13 protein-coding genes are annotated in these 16,775 nt (G+C 59.3%); 3 read left to right on the top strand and 10 right to left on the bottom strand.

The genetic code is table 11. The annotated features are described in order from the left end of the window. Positions 1-38: 38 nt before the first annotated feature. Positions 39-389 (bottom strand): hypothetical protein, encoded by a 351-nt coding sequence (locus VWN43_RS15715; RefSeq protein ID WP_063612670.1) that lies wholly within the window; start codon positions 387-389, stop codon positions 39-41. Between the two features lie 113 nt (positions 390-502). Next, a complete protein-coding gene (locus VWN43_RS15710) occupies positions 503-946 on the bottom strand; it encodes a CBS domain-containing protein (protein ID WP_050600430.1) in 444 nt (147 codons plus the stop codon). Positions 947-1,292: 346 nt separating this feature from the next. On the opposite strand from VWN43_RS15710, the gene VWN43_RS15705 reads away from it, so the two are divergent. Beyond that, a complete protein-coding gene (locus VWN43_RS15705) occupies positions 1,293-3,833 on the top strand; it encodes an NAD-dependent epimerase/dehydratase family protein (RefSeq protein ID WP_050600431.1) in 2,541 nt (846 codons plus the stop codon). Between the two features lie 801 nt (positions 3,834-4,634). Here VWN43_RS15705 and VWN43_RS15700 read toward each other — a convergent pair. Further along, positions 4,635-5,252, bottom strand: coding sequence for a cation efflux transmembrane domain-containing protein (locus VWN43_RS15700; protein ID WP_050600433.1), 618 nt, complete (start codon positions 5,250-5,252; stop codon positions 4,635-4,637). A 74-nt stretch (positions 5,253-5,326) separates the two neighbouring features. Between VWN43_RS15700 and VWN43_RS15695 the strand changes: the two genes are divergently transcribed. Continuing rightward, positions 5,327-5,725: a MerR family transcriptional regulator gene (locus VWN43_RS15695; protein WP_050600434.1), complete on the top strand. Its 399-nt coding sequence runs from the start codon at positions 5,327-5,329 to the stop codon at positions 5,723-5,725. After that, positions 5,722-6,048, top strand: a complete 327-nt coding sequence (locus VWN43_RS15690) for a YnfA family protein (RefSeq protein WP_050600435.1) — start codon at positions 5,722-5,724, stop codon at positions 6,046-6,048. Before VWN43_RS15695 ends, VWN43_RS15690 begins: the two co-directional genes overlap by 4 nt. 246 nt (positions 6,049-6,294) lie before the next feature. On the opposite strand, the gene VWN43_RS15685 is transcribed toward VWN43_RS15690, so the two are convergent. The 7 genes from VWN43_RS15685 to VWN43_RS15655 all read right to left on the bottom strand — a co-directional run bounded on the left by VWN43_RS15685 (position 6,295) and on the right by VWN43_RS15655 (position 16,763). Further along, entirely contained in the window at positions 6,295-8,547 is a 2,253-nt protein-coding gene (locus VWN43_RS15685; RefSeq protein ID WP_050600436.1) for a TonB-dependent receptor family protein, read from the bottom strand. A 440-nt stretch (positions 8,548-8,987) separates the two neighbouring features. Beyond that, positions 8,988-9,947, bottom strand: coding sequence for a cation diffusion facilitator family transporter (locus VWN43_RS15680; RefSeq protein ID WP_050600437.1), 960 nt, complete (start codon positions 9,945-9,947; stop codon positions 8,988-8,990). Then, complete coding sequence (locus VWN43_RS15675) at positions 9,947-10,834, bottom strand: ZIP family metal transporter (protein WP_050600438.1); 888 nt, start codon at positions 10,832-10,834, stop codon at positions 9,947-9,949. Before VWN43_RS15675 ends, VWN43_RS15680 begins: the two co-directional genes overlap by 1 nt. Before the next feature lie 175 nt (positions 10,835-11,009). Continuing rightward, positions 11,010-12,032, bottom strand: a complete 1,023-nt coding sequence (locus tag VWN43_RS15670; protein WP_050600439.1) for a sodium:calcium antiporter — start codon at positions 12,030-12,032, stop codon at positions 11,010-11,012. Next, positions 12,029-12,658: a cation diffusion facilitator family transporter gene (locus VWN43_RS15665; RefSeq protein ID WP_050600440.1), complete on the bottom strand. Its 630-nt coding sequence runs from the start codon at positions 12,656-12,658 to the stop codon at positions 12,029-12,031. Before VWN43_RS15665 ends, VWN43_RS15670 begins: the two co-directional genes overlap by 4 nt. Further along, a complete protein-coding gene (locus VWN43_RS15660; RefSeq protein WP_050600441.1) occupies positions 12,655-13,026 on the bottom strand; it encodes a SpoIIAA family protein in 372 nt (123 codons plus the stop codon). Before VWN43_RS15660 ends, VWN43_RS15665 begins: the two co-directional genes overlap by 4 nt. Before the next feature lie 440 nt (positions 13,027-13,466). Further along, on the bottom strand, positions 13,467-16,763 hold the full coding sequence (locus VWN43_RS15655; RefSeq protein WP_050600442.1) for an efflux RND transporter permease subunit: 3,297 nt from the start codon (positions 16,761-16,763) through the stop codon (positions 13,467-13,469). Positions 16,764-16,775: the final 12 nt, after the last annotated feature.

Below are 16,775 nucleotides of genomic sequence, written 5' to 3'. Positions count from 1 at the left end.
TCAGTCTCGCAAAAGTCGCAACGCGCCTTCAGGGAAAACTAGACGGTGAGGATTGGTTTTGGAGGAGGCGATTCCGGTCGCGGTGGATCTGTTTCAAACCACGGGGCCGCAGAAACAAGGTAGCTCGGTACCAAACGAAGGGGCGCACCCTCCATTTCAGTCGCATTCGACAGAGCCAAAGGCGGCAAGCAATTCATGGCAATCACGCAATCGAGCGTCATGCTGGAACATGGTCCTGCCGGATCGGTGGATGTATCGTTATCGGCCATCTCGGCACAGTCGCTCATCTCCGCCGCCTCGATCTGAGGAAGGGCTGCCGCATTCGCTCCAACCTGGACAAAGAGTCCGAAGCCAAAAAGGATCAAGGTCAAGGTACGAATGAACTTCACCGGCCCGAGATAGTCGGGGGCGAGGCGATTGACAAGTAACGAGCGATTGCGGACGGGGACCGATCAGATCGCCCCGTCCGCTTTATCCGCGTAAAATCAATAGTCTTGTGCGACTAGCAGCATCCCGCCGAAGCTGGCTCCGAACTGGCCTCCGATACCTCGCGCACGAGGTCGCCGGTTTCCTTCTCAGCTGCGCTTCTGGCGATATCGGCCTGCGCAACGATGCCGCAGCATTTGCCTTCGTCATCGACCACCGGAAGCCGCCGAACCTGATTGTCTTCCATCTTGGTGCAGCATTCGTCGACGCTTGCATCGGCGGTGACAGTAACAGGTGATGATGTCATCACCTCCTCAACGCGTTGGTCGGAGGAATTGCCTTTGGCAACACAGCGGCAGGCGATGTCCCTGTCGGTCACCACGCCCACCAACGCACCGGAATCATCGACAACGGGGATTTGGCCGCAATCATTATCGACCATCAGTAAAGCTGCCTCTTGCACGGTGCTCGATGGATTGCAGCATGCGGGGTTCGATGTCATTACGTCTTGGGCCTTCATGTCGCCTCCTACTCTTCGAAAATTGTAGTTTGATATGACAGAACTACGGTCTCCCCTTACCATGTGTTCCTATTTCAAAGCCGACTCGTTGGTCTTTCGCGCTGGTCCGTATTATCGGCTGCCGAGGAAACCCGAGGCTCGGCAGGAAGGGTGCCGTTAGTTAAATCCAATGCCCGCTCGCTGCGGAAATTGCTCTCGATGTGAGGGAAATCGATCGTTATTTCGTAACAGGGAGAAGGACTGCGTTTTCCCGCACGCTTTCGGGTTGGAAACTCTGTTAGATTGAGGTTTTTAGGCACCGCTCAAGGGTCGTGAGGTCGTTCAAAGTCGAAGCAAGGATCATATCTTGACTGACAACTCCGATAAACCTGTCGTGATCGTTACTGGCTCGAGCGGCTATATCGGCTCAGCCATCGTAAAGAAGCTTGCAGCGAGATACCGCGTGATCGGATTCGACCGCGACGCCGCTCCCCATCCCCCGGCAGAGGCCGAATGCGTCTGTGTCGATGTCACCGACCAGGCGAGCATCGATGCCGCCTTCGAACGCGTTCGAACCGCCTATGGCAAAAGGATCGCCTCCTTCGTCCACCTTGCTGCCTATTTCGATCTTACCGGTGAACCGAACCCCAAATATGACGCGGTGACGGTCAAGGGAACCGGTCGATTGCTCGACGCACTTCAGGATTTCGAAATCGACCAGTTCGTGTTCGTGAGCACGATGCTGGCCCATGCCCCCATCAAGGGCGGCGGGCTGATCGACGAGACCTCGCCGCTGGACACGGATCTGCCCTACCGCGAATCGAAGGTCCGCACCGAGCAGTTGATCCGCGAGAAGCGCGGCGACATCGATGCGGTCTTCGTGCGGCCTGCGGGCGTATACGACGATGAAGGCCATTCGGCGTTTCTGGCACAGCAGGTCGCGCGAATTTACGAGAAGCGGCCGAGCGCCCGCGTCTATCCCGGTGACCTCGACACCGGACAGCCATATTTGCACCTTGAGGATTTGCTCGACGGGATCGAGCGAATCGTCGACCGGCGGAGCGAGCTTCCCAGTGAATGGCCGGTTCTTCTCGGCGAAGATGACGTGATGTCCTATGGCGAACTGCAAAAGTCGCTTGGACGCCTGATCCACGATGAGGACTGGACGACGCGCACGGTGCCGAAGGGCCTCGCCAAGACCGGCGCCTGGGTCGAAAACGAAGTGCTTGGCGAAGAGACTTTCATCCGGCCGTGGATGGTGGACATTTCGGACGACCACTACGAACTCGATCTCAGCAATGCGCGGGAAAGGCTGGACTGGACGCCGCAGCACAGGCTGAGGACCGCCCTCCCGCGGATCGTCGAAGGTCTGAAAGCCGATCCTTCGGCCTGGTACGCTGAGAACAAGCTCAATGCCGCGCGGGTGGCCGGCAGCAATTTCGATGAAGCCGATGAGGCAGAGCCTGCCCCGCTAAGCGAAGATGCTCTGGCGGACCACGCCGGTCACATGCGCAAGATGCATTTCAACATGCTCTGGGTTCATTGGTTTACGATGTTGCTCGGCCTATGGCTCGCGACCACACCGTTTGTCTTCGGGACCTTCGACCAGAGCGAATTTACCGCTGCAGTCACGCGCATAACCGAGGATCGCGATCTCTGGGATCCCGCGCTACGAAGCTGGCTGACAGCCTGGAACGATTTGGTGAGCGGCGTGCTGATCATGATCTTCGCGGCCATTTCCCTTTCGCCGCGCGGAGGCTGGGCGCAATGGGCGAACACCTGTATCGGCATCTGGCTGCTCGGCGCCCCGTTGCTGTTCTGGACGCCCGATGCTGCCGTCTATGCCAACGACACTTTCATCGGCGCACTGGTGATCGCTTTCACCATCCTGGTGCCCATGATGCCGGGCATGGCTCCGGAAGGCATGATGGACGACAGCGACGTGCCGCCGGGTTGGACCTATTCGCCCTCGACCTATGTCCAGCGCATGCCGATCATTATTCTCGGCGCCGTCGGTTTCTTTCTTTCACGTATCCTCACGGCATATCAGCTCGGCCATATCGACGGCGTGTGGGAGCCGTTCTTCGCTTCGCCAAGCGCGCTCAACGGGACCGAATACATCATTACCTCCGATGTCTCCAAGGCCTGGCCGGTGGCCGATGGCGGCATCGGTGCGATGAGCTACATGTTCGAGATCCTGATGGGCGTCATGGGCGGCAGGGCCCGCTGGCGGACCATGCCCTGGATGGTGACACTGTTCGGCATCGTCGTCGTGCCCCTCGGCGTGATCAGCATCTACTTCATCATCATCCAGCCGATCATGATCGGCACCTATTGCACGATCTGCCTCATGGCGGCGGCCGCGATGCTGATCATGATCCCCTATTCGCTCGACGAGCTGGTCGCGATGGGCCAGTTCCTGGTTCTCAACACGCGGCGCGGGCGACCGTTCTGGCGCTCGTTCTTCCGCGGCGACGCGCTGCCAGGCGGCAGCAAGGACTCACATCCCGGTTTCGATGCTCCGCTCGCGGCGATCGGCGGTTCGGCGGCGCGCGGGGTCACGGTCCCATGGACATTGGCCATCAGTGTGCTGATCGGTGCTTTCCTGATGTTCTCCAGGCTCGTTCTTGGGAATGTACCGCCTCTTGCTGACAGCGACCATCTGGTCGGCGCGCTGGTCATCACGGTATCGGTAATTGCCATGGCGGAGGTCGCAAGGCCATTGCGCTTTCTCAACGTCGCGTTCGGTGCCTGGCTCATCGTGGCTCCGTGGCTTATGGACGGAGGCGCCAGTACTGTTGGCAACGTTGTCGGTACGATGCTCGGAGCGCTTCTGATTGTACTGAGCCTGCCAAGAGGGCATCGGAGCGACGAACATTACGGAAGCTGGGACCGGTTCGTTGTTTAGCGGATCGGCATGGCGATGGCGGAGCCAATGCAATAGGATGGTGAGCTTTGGAGCCTATTAATACGGGTAGGCCCGAAGCAGTGTGGCGGGGCGCGCATCCCGCCCTGTGGATCGCCATTTTCGGCGGACTGATTGCCTTCGCCTGGGAAATGTTCCAGCTCCCGTTCTACAGCACTGACGGGCTTGGTCCTGTTGAAGCCGCATACCGATGTGGTCTGGCATCGTTCGGTGACGCGGGTATCATGGTGGCGGCCTATCTGGGCGCCTCGTTGGGAAACCGCCGAACACCTTGGCTTGTCGACTGGCCAATATCCCGCTTCCTTATCTATCTCGCCATCGGTCTCGCGATAACATCCGTGGTCGAAATATTGGCCGTTGGGGCTGCCTGGGGCTGGACCTACAGTCCCACTATGCCGCTAGTCCCTGGGACAAAGATCGGACTCGTTCCCATAATCATGTGGGTTCTTGTCCCGACCGCGACCCTTTGGCTCTCACGAAAAATGGGACTTGGGTCAGCCTAGTCGAAGCGAGCGAAAGTGATTCCTAATGAGCAGCGGTCGCCGGGATGAGCAGCGCGACGAATTGCATCAAGACTGTCACCATCAGGAGAGACAATCGTTACCCGGCCGCCGAAAACATCACCGTCTCCGGAGTCCACCGCAAGGATGGTTTTGATGGACCAGTACTCATGCGGTCACCTGCAATAATTGAAAGCGGTTGGCCTTCAATGGGCTTTGAAAGGAAGTTAGCGTAAGCCAGCAGAGGTCGTGCTATCACGTAACTGCCTGTCGGAGTCCCTTCTCAAGCAGAGCGCAACTCACCGCGCGCTTGACCGAATACCTCAATACTGCCCCAAATTGCTAGGCTGGCCATAATGGCGGCCACGACCAGGTCGGGCCACGCGCGCCCGGTTCCGAAGACACCCAGCGCCGCGCCCAGAACCGCTACATTGCCGATCGCGTCGTTGCGCGAGCAAATCCACACCGAGCGCATGTTGGCATCACCCGTGCGAAACCGGAACAACATCGCGGCAACTGCGAGATTCACCGCAAGCGCGACGGTTCCGATAATGCCCATGGTCCCGGCGTCCGGCGAGGCACCGACAAAGAAACCCCAGATCGCGGAGCCAAGCACCCATAGCCCGAACGCCAGCATGGTCGCTGCTTTGGCAATGGCTGCGCAAGCGCGCCACGCAAGCGCCATTCCGGCAACGCAGAGACTTATGGCGTAATTTGCCGCATCGCCCAGAAAATCGAGTGCGTCAGCCTGCAATGCACGCGAATCAGCAGCAAGGCCCGCCACGATTTCGACGCTGAACATAACCGCATTGAGAATGAGAGCGATCCACAGGATACGGCGCCACAGCGGATCATTATTCGCCTCGACGTCCTCGACAGGACCGCAGCAATTTTTTCCCATTCGCTCGACTCCTTGTGTCGAATCGATTTATACACCTTGTAGTCGCTACAAGGTCAAGCGATCGAGGGAAGCCTATGCGGATCGGTGAACTCGCCCGCGCGGCGGGCGTAAAAGCGGAAACCATCCGTTACTATGAACGCGAGGGCGTTCTCGCGTCCCCGCCCCGCACACAGGCCAACTATCGCGACTACGGTCCCGAGCACGCCCGGAGACTGAATTTCATTCGCCGCGCGCGCGACCTGGGGTTTTCCATGACGCGCATTCGCGAACTTCTCGAACTGGCCGACGACCGGTCGCGGGCCTGCCATGCGGTCGACACGCTGGCACGAGCGCACCTGGGCGAAGTCAACCGCAAGATTGCCGATCTGGAGGCTCTCCGAAGGGAACTGCGCCGGATGCTGGAAAACTGCGAGCAAGGAACGGTCGGCACCTGTCTGGTCATTGAAGCGCTCGCCGAGGGGACTGAAGCGTGAACGCGATATGGATCTATCCCCTTGCCGCGCTCGCCGAGATTGCGGGGTGCTTTGCGTTCTGGGCCTGGTTCAGAATGGACAGGAGCGCCTGGTGGCTCCTTCCCGGAGTATTGGCGCTCGTGTTGTTCGCCTATCTCCTTGCTCGCATTGAGGCGGATGCTGCAGGGCGAGCCTTCGCCGCCTATGGCGGCGTCTATATCACCGCGTCGCTTGGCTGGCTCTGGCTCGTCGAAGATACACAGCCGGATCGCTGGGATCTGCTAGGAGCATTGATCTGCCTCGGCGGTGCCACAGTCATCCTTTTCGCGCCACGCGTGGCCTGAAAGATCGCGACGAATCCCTGATACTGAAAACACCGGTCGACTTTTCAGGGATACGATTGTCGTTCGAGAACCAGGATTCGCGGACGAGCTCACCCCCAGGCGTCCGCAACAGTCTTGGTGGGGAGTTCCGCCCTGCCCAATCCCGTCTGGCATTCGATCTAGGGTCAGCTTTCATCTCAGTTCTCGCCTCCAAGCACGCAAAATGAAGGGGGCGCGAACATCAACGCCAAAAGCCTCACGCGGAGTTTAAAAACTGACCCGAGCACCACCCACAATGCGCCGCGGAACCCCTGGTCGCAGACCGAACGGGCGCCTGCTCACGGCGTATTGATTGTCGAGAACATTGTCGACGCGCGCAAACAGGGAGAATTTGTCAGTCAGCGCGTAACTTCCCGCAATATCGAAGACGATGCGATCATCGATCCTCTCGTTTTCAGCAACGGCTCCGCTTCCTGGATTGTCGCGCAACTCGGAAACGTAGTTGGCGCCAACGGTAGCCGCCGCACGTCCCATGTTTACCCCCGCTTCGACATAGAGCTGATGGCGCGCGATGTACGGCAGGTCATCGCCTTCGTTTACGTCGCCAAAAAATTCGCTGTCGAAGCTGCTGTCGAATTCTGCATCCGTGAACGTGTAGGCAAGCGAGAGCGGGAACGAGACCGAATTGGAAAGGCGAGGTTCAACCGCCGCCGACAGTTCCAGCCCTTTGACCGTAACCGCGCCGCCATTGAACTGATCGCCAATATCACCGACGCTGCAGCCCACGGATTGAGTGCAGTTGCCCAGAAGGTTCGAGTAGTCGTTGTAGAAGCCGATCGCGGAGACCTGGACCTTGTCGCTCCGATAGCGGACCCCGGCTTCGTAGTTCCAGCTTTCCTCGGCCCGTGCATCAGGATTGCCTGGACCGGGAGGTGAGAAACCGCGCGACACACCTGCCAGCAATATGGCATCACCCAACTCGTAGGTGGCGCCAAGACCTGGCAACCACTGATCGATATTGGTCTGACGGACACGTGTCGGCCCATTTGAGCGATCCGGGTCCGACCCGGCATAGTCGAGCCGGGTCAGGTCAATCCCTTCATACCTCAAGCCGGGAGTCAGTGTCAGGGCACCGATCTCGATCCGGTCCTCGATATAGAACGCGATCGCCTTTGCTTTCGCTTCCCGGTTGGCTTGCTGACCAAGATCGGTCTGCCGTTCGAAGACGAGATCACCCCCGATCTGTGAGTAGAATTCCTCGTTTTGCAGCCTGTCTTCCTCATCCTCGTGGTAGCGGACAGATACGGCAAGGTTGTGCCTCGCGCCGCCCATCTCGAAGGGGCGCTCAAGCGAAATCTGAGCGCCTTCGCTGCGATAGACGCGGTTGTTGTTCCGTATGCGAACCGCGCCCTCGAAGCTATCCGCCCCGCGCAAGATGCTAAGCGCCCCGGCATTGTCCTCTGGATTAACGAAAACCGAGCTAATTGAATCGAAGCTGCCATCGCCGTCGAAGTCGATATCCTGGAGCTTGGACCAGCTGCGGGCAAAGTCGTTCCGGTACAGCGTAGCTGTGATCCTCGTTCCGTCAGAAAATGCCAAGCTGCCGGTAACGCGATATTGATCGTGCTCACCGGAAAAAGCGTCGCGCTGGCTTGCCGCATAGCGACGATAGGGCTCCGCGGCGAAATCGGTGTCGGCAAGTCCAAGGTACGTCTCGTTGGCTTCAAGGTCCGATCGGCCATAGACGAATTCCAGTCGCGCCTCGACAGGCGCGTCCGGTGCTGTGTGAACAGCCAAGCGTCCACGGTAATCCTGTCGCTCGAAACCGGTGTCGGCGTCGGGAAGCCCATCAATCGTCTTGAAGCCGTCGCTGCCCTGCTGGTAGGTTTCAAGCAGCGCGCCGACGTAGTCCGTGTCTCCACCGACCCAGGCCTGTCCCTGATAATAGTCGCGCGACCCGTATTGCCCGGAAGCGTAGCCAGCCAGCCCGTCGGTCGGAATGTCGGTCGACCGAAGATTGACCGCCCCGCCGATCGTACGGGGCCCATAGCGAATGGCGGCAGCCCCTTTCGTGACTTCGACCGCCTGCATGCGCCCGATGGCCGGGAAATAATACGCTGCCGGCGCGGCATAGGGAGCAGGCGCGATCAGCACGCCGTCTTCCATGAGCGTGATGTTGCTCGAACGCTCGACCGGGCTGCCGCGCAGACCGATATTCGGGAATAAGCCGAACCCGTCTTCCTCCTGCGTGTTGACGCCGGGGACCTGTCGCAGAACGCGATTTACATCCCCGTGATCGAACCGGCGCAGATCCTCGCTGTCGATAAGATCGGCCGATCCCGCGATACGGTAGGGATCGATCCGGCCGCCGACCACAATGATCGAATCCACCGGGTTCTCCCGGCGCTCGTCTGCAATCTGTTCGGCGCGCACCTCTCCGTCATCAGGCCCGGTAGTCTCTTGTGCCACCGCCGGTGCGGACAAAGCGATTGCGAGGGACGAGACGGCAGTACGATACATAAAAACTTCCTGTTCTCCGAGTGTGGAAATCCGGGCCCTAACCTTATTGCACTTGCCTCGCAAGAGCAAAAACACGCTTTGGGAAAACTTCTCGGCAGCGCTCGTGCGGGTAGCTGTGCAGCGCAGCGCGGGGGATTTGCGACACCGATGAGGCAAGGATGTGGTAATTTACCTGAGCTTCAAAGAGTAAGCCTGCGGTCGGCTGTTTTCCTTTGTAACCGAGCAACTGCAACGCTTTTAACACCTTGCGCAGCGCGGTCCTTTTTGCACGAGCAGGGCCAGGCCGATGGCAAGCCCGACAATCCTCGCAAGCCTGAGTTAGGGTTGTTCAACGAACACTCGTACGCACCCAAACCTTGCGGCCGAGCTTTGACGGCCCGGGTTTCCGGTTTTTCAGCAATTATCGTGGTCTGCAGACGTCATCGAATACGCACACAAATCTAAGGCTGATGGGGTCCGCCAACTTCATGCGGATGTGCGGTTTGATGCGCGGGAACGAGATCGGCTTCGCAGTCCGTTTCAAAGCACGCTTCGAATGTCGCATGCTCAATTTGAAATTCTTCTTTCAACATCGACCTAGCCCGGCCCTTCACTTTCTCGAATTGCTCAAGTGAAGCGCCTTCAGGGGTTACATGCGTTTCCAGCGCCCGGTGATGCTCGCCGATCGACCAAACATGAACATGATGTACTCCGTCGATCCCATCCAACTTTTCGAGTGCCAAAACGATCCGATCAAACTCCAGCTCGTCGGGAACCGCGCCCATCAAGAGCCGGACTGTCCGCGGCATCAGGGTCACCCCCTGCCAGATGACATAACCGGCGATGATCAGGGTGATGATCAGATCCGCGATGTAGAGATCGTATAGCAGGATCAGCGCGCCAGCAACGATCACACCGACCGACGCGAGAGCATCGGAGACGTTGTGCAGAAAGGCCGCCTTCATGTTGATGCTGTCATGCGAACCGCGATAGACGATGAAGGCAGTCACCAGATCGATGACCAGCGCTATGCCCGCCACGCCTATGACGGTCCATCCCTCGACCGGTTGGGGATCGGCGAACCGGTTGATTGCCTCCACCAACAGGTAGAAGCCGATGATAAGCAGCGTCGTGAGGTTGATGAGTGCGGCGACGACTTCGCCTTGCGCATAACCGAAGGTCATAAGTTTGTCGGCGGGTCGCCGCCCGATTTTGCGCGCGAACCAGGCCAGGCCAAGCGAAGCCGCATCGCTGAAATTGTGCAAGGCGTCGGCTATGAGCGCGAGCGACCCTGAGACGATCCCGCCAATGATTTGGGCAACTGTAAGCAAAACGTTGATCGCCACTGCAAAGATCAGCTGGCGATCGCTGAGATTTTCTTCGCCGTGACTATGTCCGGCGTGACCGTGGGATTGCTCCATTACTCGCGTCCCATTGTGAAGGGTTCAATGCTAAACGCGACTGCCGGTCGCTCTGCGGGATGCTCCAAACCCGAATTCGGAAGATCCACCGCGTCTGATAATTCATCAAGCCCGGCGAAAATGAGTGCGAGAAGGGCGAACCCGACGAGAAAAACAAGAAGCGATTTGAAGTGCCCCGCTGTGTGTGCCGCTTGATGAAGAAGCAAAGCTCTTACCGCCGCAGCCAGGAGCAACCCTGCAAGGACGGTGAGGAGCCAAGGCAGCCCGAAACTATCGACACTGTGTACCATCCAGAATGCCAACAGCGCAGAACCGATGAAGGCCAGAGCGAGACCGACCTGTAGCGCGATGCGGTCCATTCGGCTTGAGCTAGCGGCTATGAACCTGGAGCCAATCTGACGACTGACCAAGACATTCGCCATGGCCAACCCTGCCGCGGTGACTATTGCCAAAGTCACGGAAGCGGCTGCTGCAATACCGAGGGTCAAACCATAGCCGATCAGATCGACGATGGAGAAGATCGACGATACAGCAACATTGGACAAATCCTCGTCATGATCATGCTGCTTTCTTTTGCCGTCCGCGAAACGGCCTCTGAGATAGCCGGCTGCCTTGCACAGAAGAACATAGGCTCCTCCACCGAGCAAAAAGAGCACAGGGATGGCCCAGCTGTCGACTGCCGATTGGACGAACGGCGTAACCGCTAGCGCAGCGGTCGCAAACAGAACGCCCGCAGCAGCAGGATACAACAGATCGGACCGGCGCAATCCCGCCCCCACACGTTCGACCCACAACGTCCCTACGACCAAGCCGGTGCTTGCGAATATCGCAAGAAGCAAAACATGCGATCGGCTTTGTGTCTCAAAGATAGTGTCGAAAAGGCTCATTAGCTTTTCAAACCCCGTACCGCCGGAAGTTCGTCTGCGACTTTCTTCCGCGCGACAGGCAAATCTCCATCAAAATCTTTTCGGGGAGATGTCCTCATAAGCAAGGGCTGATCGTCATGATCCTCTTCGCGGTGGCTATGGCCGCTCCGTTCACCCTGATCTCGGTTGTCATTGCTCATCCGGCTCCTCCGGAGACTTGCAAAGGCTTCACCCACAGGAATATTACGGCAATAAAAGCCGCATTGGCTGCCCAGAACGCGAAGATGTGCCATCGACCAAAGCCTCTTTTCTCTTCGTCTCCCAACGAAAGAAAGAGAGCGTATAGCGCGGCCATCAGCACGACGAACGCGAGACTGACCCAGAAGAGTTGAAAATTCTCGATCGGCGTTCCGATGATGGTGAGCGGGATGAAGGCGAGCGTCATGGTCACGACATGGTCGCCGATCACGCTTGTGCTGGCGGAGGTCACCTGACCGGAGCGCGCGACGCTCCAGGTCGTGAACACCTCGGGCAGCGATGCGACGGCGGCAGTGATGAAAAGACCGCCGACGATATTCGGGATGCCGAGTGCGCTCACGATCCTTTCGGTCGAGAATACGGTGAAGTAGGCCCCGACCGCCAGGGCGCCGACGCCCGCTATGGCCATCCATTTCTCCTTTAGACTCCACTCTACCTCCTCTCCCTTCTCTCGGCCCCGAACGAGAGCCTGAAGGAGATAGGCGAGATACGCGATCAGCAGCAGCCATCCATCGATCGGCTGCAACCCGCGCCAAGGGGCGGGAAGCGTCAGTAGAGCGAAGACCGCGAGGATCGCCAGGTAAGGCAGCGCCTGGACGGTAAGAGCCCCCTTATCGACCGCGACGTAATGATCACGACGATGCTTCTTGTGCTCCTTGTCAGCACCTTCAAGGGCCCCTTTACGGGTCGCCAGATAAGCGGTCGTCACGATCACCGGAATCACCAGAACGGTCGAACCCAGCATGGCGCCAAGGCCGATATCGGACACATCACGAGCAGCGCTCGTCACATTGATGCCCATCTCTGGCGAAGCGGCGGCTAGACCTAAAAAGGAGCCCCCCGCCGCGACGGAGAACCCCCATTGCTTGCGTAATTTCTTGAGCGGTGCGGACAGGCGTTCCGCGCCCCAATGAGCGGCCCAGACGGCGGCGAGGAGAACCGCTGCCCAGACCGCGATCACTTGCGCCAGCCCTCGTGCTCTGTGCCCTCTTCCTCATGGATGTCCATATGCGCATCGCGCAGGATCTCGATGCCGCCGTAGATCGCTATGCAGGCCACACCGATCCCGACGACGAGATCGGGCCAATTCGATCCGGTGAAAAACACTACGATACCCGCTATGATAATCCCGCCGTTCGAAACGAAATCATTCAAACTGAACGTGGTGGCTGCACGTAAATTGACATCCTTATTCTGCAAACGTTTCAGCAGGTAAAGGCACCAGAGGTTCACCGCACCGGCAACCAGCGCCATCACCATCATGACGCCGCCGATCGGATCCGAACCCTCCATGAAGCGCCGGATGGCATCGAGAATCACACCGCCTGCGAACACAAGCAGCATGACCCCGGAAAAACGCGCGGCTCCGCGCTTCCAGACCCGGGAGCGGGTGAGCGCAAGCAGGCTCAATGCATAGACAATCGCGTCCGACGAATTGTCGAGCCCATTGGCAATCAGCGCGTTGGAATCGCCGATTACCCCGGTGATGAAAAACCCTATCGCAATCGCCACATTGAGCCAGAAAACGATCCAGAGAGTGCGGCGCTTTTCGGCCGAATCGAGGTTGAGTTCGCCTTCGCCGCTCATGACGCATTCCTTCCGTCTCTCGCCCAGCTTTCGGCGGCAACCCGCTCGACAGGTGTGAAAAACCTCATCTCCGCGCGGAATAGCGGATCGAAAAGCTTGGTGCCCCACTCTTCCCAACTACTATCGCCGACCATCGCGATCCGGCCGAAGCTGTCCTTGTGCTTCGCATCGAATTTCAGGTCGCGCCAGAGACCGCCCATATCCCAGCCAGAAAAGTCGGGAGCAAGTTCGATAAGCATCGGAACCGTCCCAGGAACTCGCGCCGCGACGCGCTCGAAAAACGGAACGAAGCGGTCATAGTCGCTATCGGAAAGCGTTCCGTCCGCCCTGATGAGCAACAGACCGTTATCTTCGATTGCGGTGAGCATGGCGATTTCTCCTCTTGAATGTTCCGCGCGACCGTCGAGCGGCTTTGGCGCGTCCTCTGGACAGCGGTAAAAGATGCGCTCGAAACCTCGATAGTTGCAGGTGAAGGGCCGTCCCGGGCTACAATCTTCGATCGTAAGATGGCGCACTTGCATTGGCCGCGCATGCCGTTCGAAGGGCTTATGGTCATGGTATATGCGATGGCCTCACCCTCATCGCGCCAGATGCCGACAGCGGACAGATCACCGTCCGAAGGTTGCACCTCTGCATAGAAGCCATCGGCGAAAAACACCCACGCCGTGCCCGTATCGCAGCCGGGCGTTCTGCCGAGGCTCCGCGCGCCCGCAATTGAGTCCGATACCGGATCGCTTCGAGACTTGTCAGTCCCGAAGCGATCTGAGGCAGACAAATTGACCTAGCTAACTTCAATTAGCCCTCCCCTTCAAGTAACATCCCGAAGTTCTTTACGTTCCTCAGGCGTGACGTTGCGACGCAGGCGGTCCCACCATCTTTGGCGCCAGCTTCGCTTCTCCTTGCCATCATCGAGTACCAGGCGAGCGATCGCTGGCAAAACGAACAGCGTGAGCGCAGTGGCTGTGATCAGCCCGCCGATAACCACCGTAGCCAAGGGACGTTGCACCTCAGCACCTGTTCCTGTGGCAATCGCCATCGGCACAAAACCCAGCGACGCCACCAACGCGGTCATGAGCACCGGTCGCAGTCGCGCCAGCGCGCCATCGGCAATCGCCTCATCCAGTGACATCCCGCTGTCGAGTCGCTGCCGGATCGCGGTCATCATGACGAGACCGTTGAGCACCGCCACGCCGGAAAGCGCGATAAAGCCGACCGCTGCCGACACCGAGAATGGCAAGCCTCGCAGCGCCAGAGCGAACACCCCGCCAGCCAAGGCCATGGGAATGGCACTGAACACGGCAAGCGCTGGAACCCATCCACCCAAAGCCATGAACAGCAAGAGGAGAACCAGAGCGAAGGCAATCGGGACGACGATGGTGAGCCGCGCCTGCGCTTCCTGCAGGTTCTGATACTGTCCGCCCCATTCGATGAAGGAGGCCGGCGGCATATCGACGCCGGTCGAAACCCTTTCCTGCGCTTCCTCAACAAAGGAGCCGAGATCGCGCTCGCGTACGTTGGCCGAGACGATCACAAGCCTTCGGCCCTGCTCTCGCCGAACCTCGGCAAGGCCATCGACGACCTGAAAATCGGCCAATGTCCGCAAAGGAACGGTGACCCCGTTTTCAAGCACGATCGGGAGCGCGCCGAGCTGGTCGAAATCGTCGCGCGTAGCATCCTCGAGGCGCACGACAACATCGAAACGGCGATCGCCCTCGAACACCAGTCCTGCTGGCCGCCCGCCGAGCGCGATAGCAACCGACTGTGCCACTTCCTCGACGGTCAGACCATAGCGCGCGATGGTCGGGCGATCGAAGGCGATGTCCAGCGTAGGAAAGCCGGTCACCTGCTGCACCTTCACGTCCGCGGCGCCTTCGACACCTCCAAGCACGCCCGCGACCTCGCCCGCAGCTTCGGTGAGCGCAGTGAGGTCATCGCCGTAGAGCTTGACCGCGACATCGCCGCGCACACCGGCGATCAGCTCGTTGAAGCGCAGCTCGATAGGCTGGCTGAACTCGTAGAGATTGCCGATGAGGCCTCCGAGCGCGCTTTCCATTTCACCAACAAGCTCATCTTTCGGCAAATCGGGATCGGGCCATTCGTCGCGAGGCTTCAGGATGACATAAGCGTCCGAAGCATTGGGGGGCATTGGATCGCTGGCGACTTCGGCCGTGCCCGTCCGTGAGAACACAAGATCAACTTGGGGAAACTCTTCGAGCCGGTCTTCGACCCGCCGCTGCATCGCCAGCGAGCGTTCGAGCGATGTCGAGGGGATGCGCAAGGATTGCACCGCGATGTCGCGTTCATCGAGCTGCGGGGTGAACTCGCTGCCCAGAAAGCCGAACACAAAAACCGCTACTGTGAAGAGACCAACCCCGGCACCAATCATCGGCCAGGGCCGCGCAATGACCTTGCGCACGGCGGGACCGTAGCGCTCTTTGGCCCAGCGAATGGGCTTCACCTCCTTTTCGGTCAGCTTCTTGTTGAGCAGGACCGCAATCATCGCTGGCACGAAGGTCAATGAAAGAACGAAGGCCGAAGCCAGCGCGAGCATCATCGTGATCGCCATGGGCGAGAACGTCTTGCCCTCGACCCCGGTAAAGGTCAGCAGCGGCGCGAAGACGAGGAAGATAATCGCCTGACCGTAGACGGTCGGTTTGATCATTTCCTGCGCTGCGAGACGCGTTTCGGTCAGCCGCTCACCCAAGGTAAGCAAGCGTCCTTCGCGATGTTGCCGGGCCGCAAGCCGGGCGACGCTGTTCTCGACAATGATGACCGCACCATCGACGATCAGCCCGAAGTCGAGCGCGCCCAGGCTCATCAGATTACCTGAGACACCAAGCCGGTTCATCCCCACCGCTGCCATCAGCATCGAAACGGGAATGACCAGTGCGGTGATTATGGCGGCGCGGATATTGCCGAGCAAGAGGAACAGGACGGCGATCACGAGCAATGCGCCTTCGAGCAGGTTCTTTTCGACGGTGGAGATCGTCGCATCGACTAGTGAGGAACGATTGTAGACAATCTCAGCGACAACTCCGTCCGGAAGCGATGCGCGGACCTCTTCAAGTCTCTCGGCAGCACCAGCCGCAACGGTCCGGCTGTTCTCGCCCGCGCGCATCAACACGGTTCCCACCACCGCCTCTTCACCGTTCAGTGAAGCAGCACCGGTTCGCAGGTCGCCGCCGATCTCCACATCGGCCACATCGCCGATGCGGATGGGCACGCCCTCGCGGGTCGCAATGACGGCTTCTTCGATGTCGGCAATGCTGCCCAGCCTCGCGTCCACGCGGACAAGCAGGGCTTCGTCGGCACGATCGACGAAATTGGCGCCTGCCGCCAGATTGGCGGCTTCTAGAGCATCGATGAGTGAGTCGAATGACAGGCCATAGCCGGTGAGACGTGCCGGATCGGGCTGAACAAGGAATTGCTTTTCGAACCCGCCAATCGAATCCACGCCGGCCACGCCGTCGATCGAGCGCATCAACGGCGCGACCACCCAATCCTGCACAGTGCGCAGATAGGCCGCCTTAGCCACCTCACTCTCGAGGCGGTCGCCGCGTTCGGTGATGAAGCTGCCATCGGACTGCCAGCCTGTGCGGCCACCAGTGGTCGCACCCTTGCCACCGGGATGCTCATACTCGATCGTATACATCAGCACTTCGCCAAGGCCGGTGGAGATCGGCCCCATGGTAGGCTCCGCTCCTTCGGGCAATGAAGCGCCAATCGGCGCGAGCCGTTCGTTCACCTGCTGCCGGGCGAAGTAGAGGTCGGTGCCCTCCTCGAAAATCGCGGTGACCTGGCTGAAGCCGTTGCGCGAAATCGATCGTGTCATCTCCAGGCCTTCGATCCCGGCAAGTCCGGTTTCGATGGGGAAGGTCACCTGCGTCTCGACCTGCGAAGGTGAGAGCGCGGCAGCGCTGGTGTTGATCTGGACCTGCGTGTTGGTGATGTCGGGAACCGCGTCGATCGGCAGGCGCACCAGATTGAACGCTCCGTAGATCGCTGCGAACACGGTCAGGACGATGATCGCCCAGCGGAAACGAACGGCGACATCGAGGATGACTCCGATCGGGCCGTGACGGTGGCTACCTTCGTCCGAAGACATGGGAGAAGATGC

The organism is Qipengyuania sp. HL-TH1 (genome assembly GCF_036365825.1).
GTDB lineage: Bacteria > Pseudomonadota > Alphaproteobacteria > Sphingomonadales > Sphingomonadaceae > Qipengyuania > Qipengyuania profunda.
Note: the sequence above shows the minus strand (reverse complement) of the source record. Positions and strands in the feature narration are given on the sequence as shown.

Bases quoted from the DNA above. Each gene is read 5' to 3' on its own strand.
- VWN43_RS15655 (WP_050600442.1), bottom strand. From the start codon at position 16,763: ATGTCTTCGGACGAAGGTAGCCACCGTCACGGCCCGATCGGAGTCATC.
- VWN43_RS15700 (WP_050600433.1), bottom strand. From the start codon at position 5,252: ATGGGAAAAAATTGCTGCGGTCCTGTCGAGGACGTCGAGGCGAATAAT.
- VWN43_RS15680 (WP_050600437.1), bottom strand. From the start codon at position 9,947: ATGGAGCAATCCCACGGTCACGCCGGACATAGTCACGGCGAAGAAAAT.
- VWN43_RS15665 (WP_050600440.1), bottom strand. From the start codon at position 12,658: ATGAGCGGCGAAGGCGAACTCAACCTCGATTCGGCCGAAAAGCGCCGC.
- VWN43_RS15710 (WP_050600430.1), bottom strand. From the start codon at position 946: ATGAAGGCCCAAGACGTAATGACATCGAACCCCGCATGCTGCAATCCA.
- VWN43_RS15675 (WP_050600438.1), bottom strand. From the start codon at position 10,834: ATGAGCCTTTTCGACACTATCTTTGAGACACAAAGCCGATCGCATGTT.
- VWN43_RS15660 (WP_050600441.1), bottom strand. From the start codon at position 13,026: ATGCTCACCGCAATCGAAGATAACGGTCTGTTGCTCATCAGGGCGGAC.
- VWN43_RS15695 (WP_050600434.1), top strand. From the start codon at position 5,327: ATGCGGATCGGTGAACTCGCCCGCGCGGCGGGCGTAAAAGCGGAAACC.
- VWN43_RS15685 (WP_050600436.1), bottom strand. From the start codon at position 8,547: ATGTATCGTACTGCCGTCTCGTCCCTCGCAATCGCTTTGTCCGCACCG.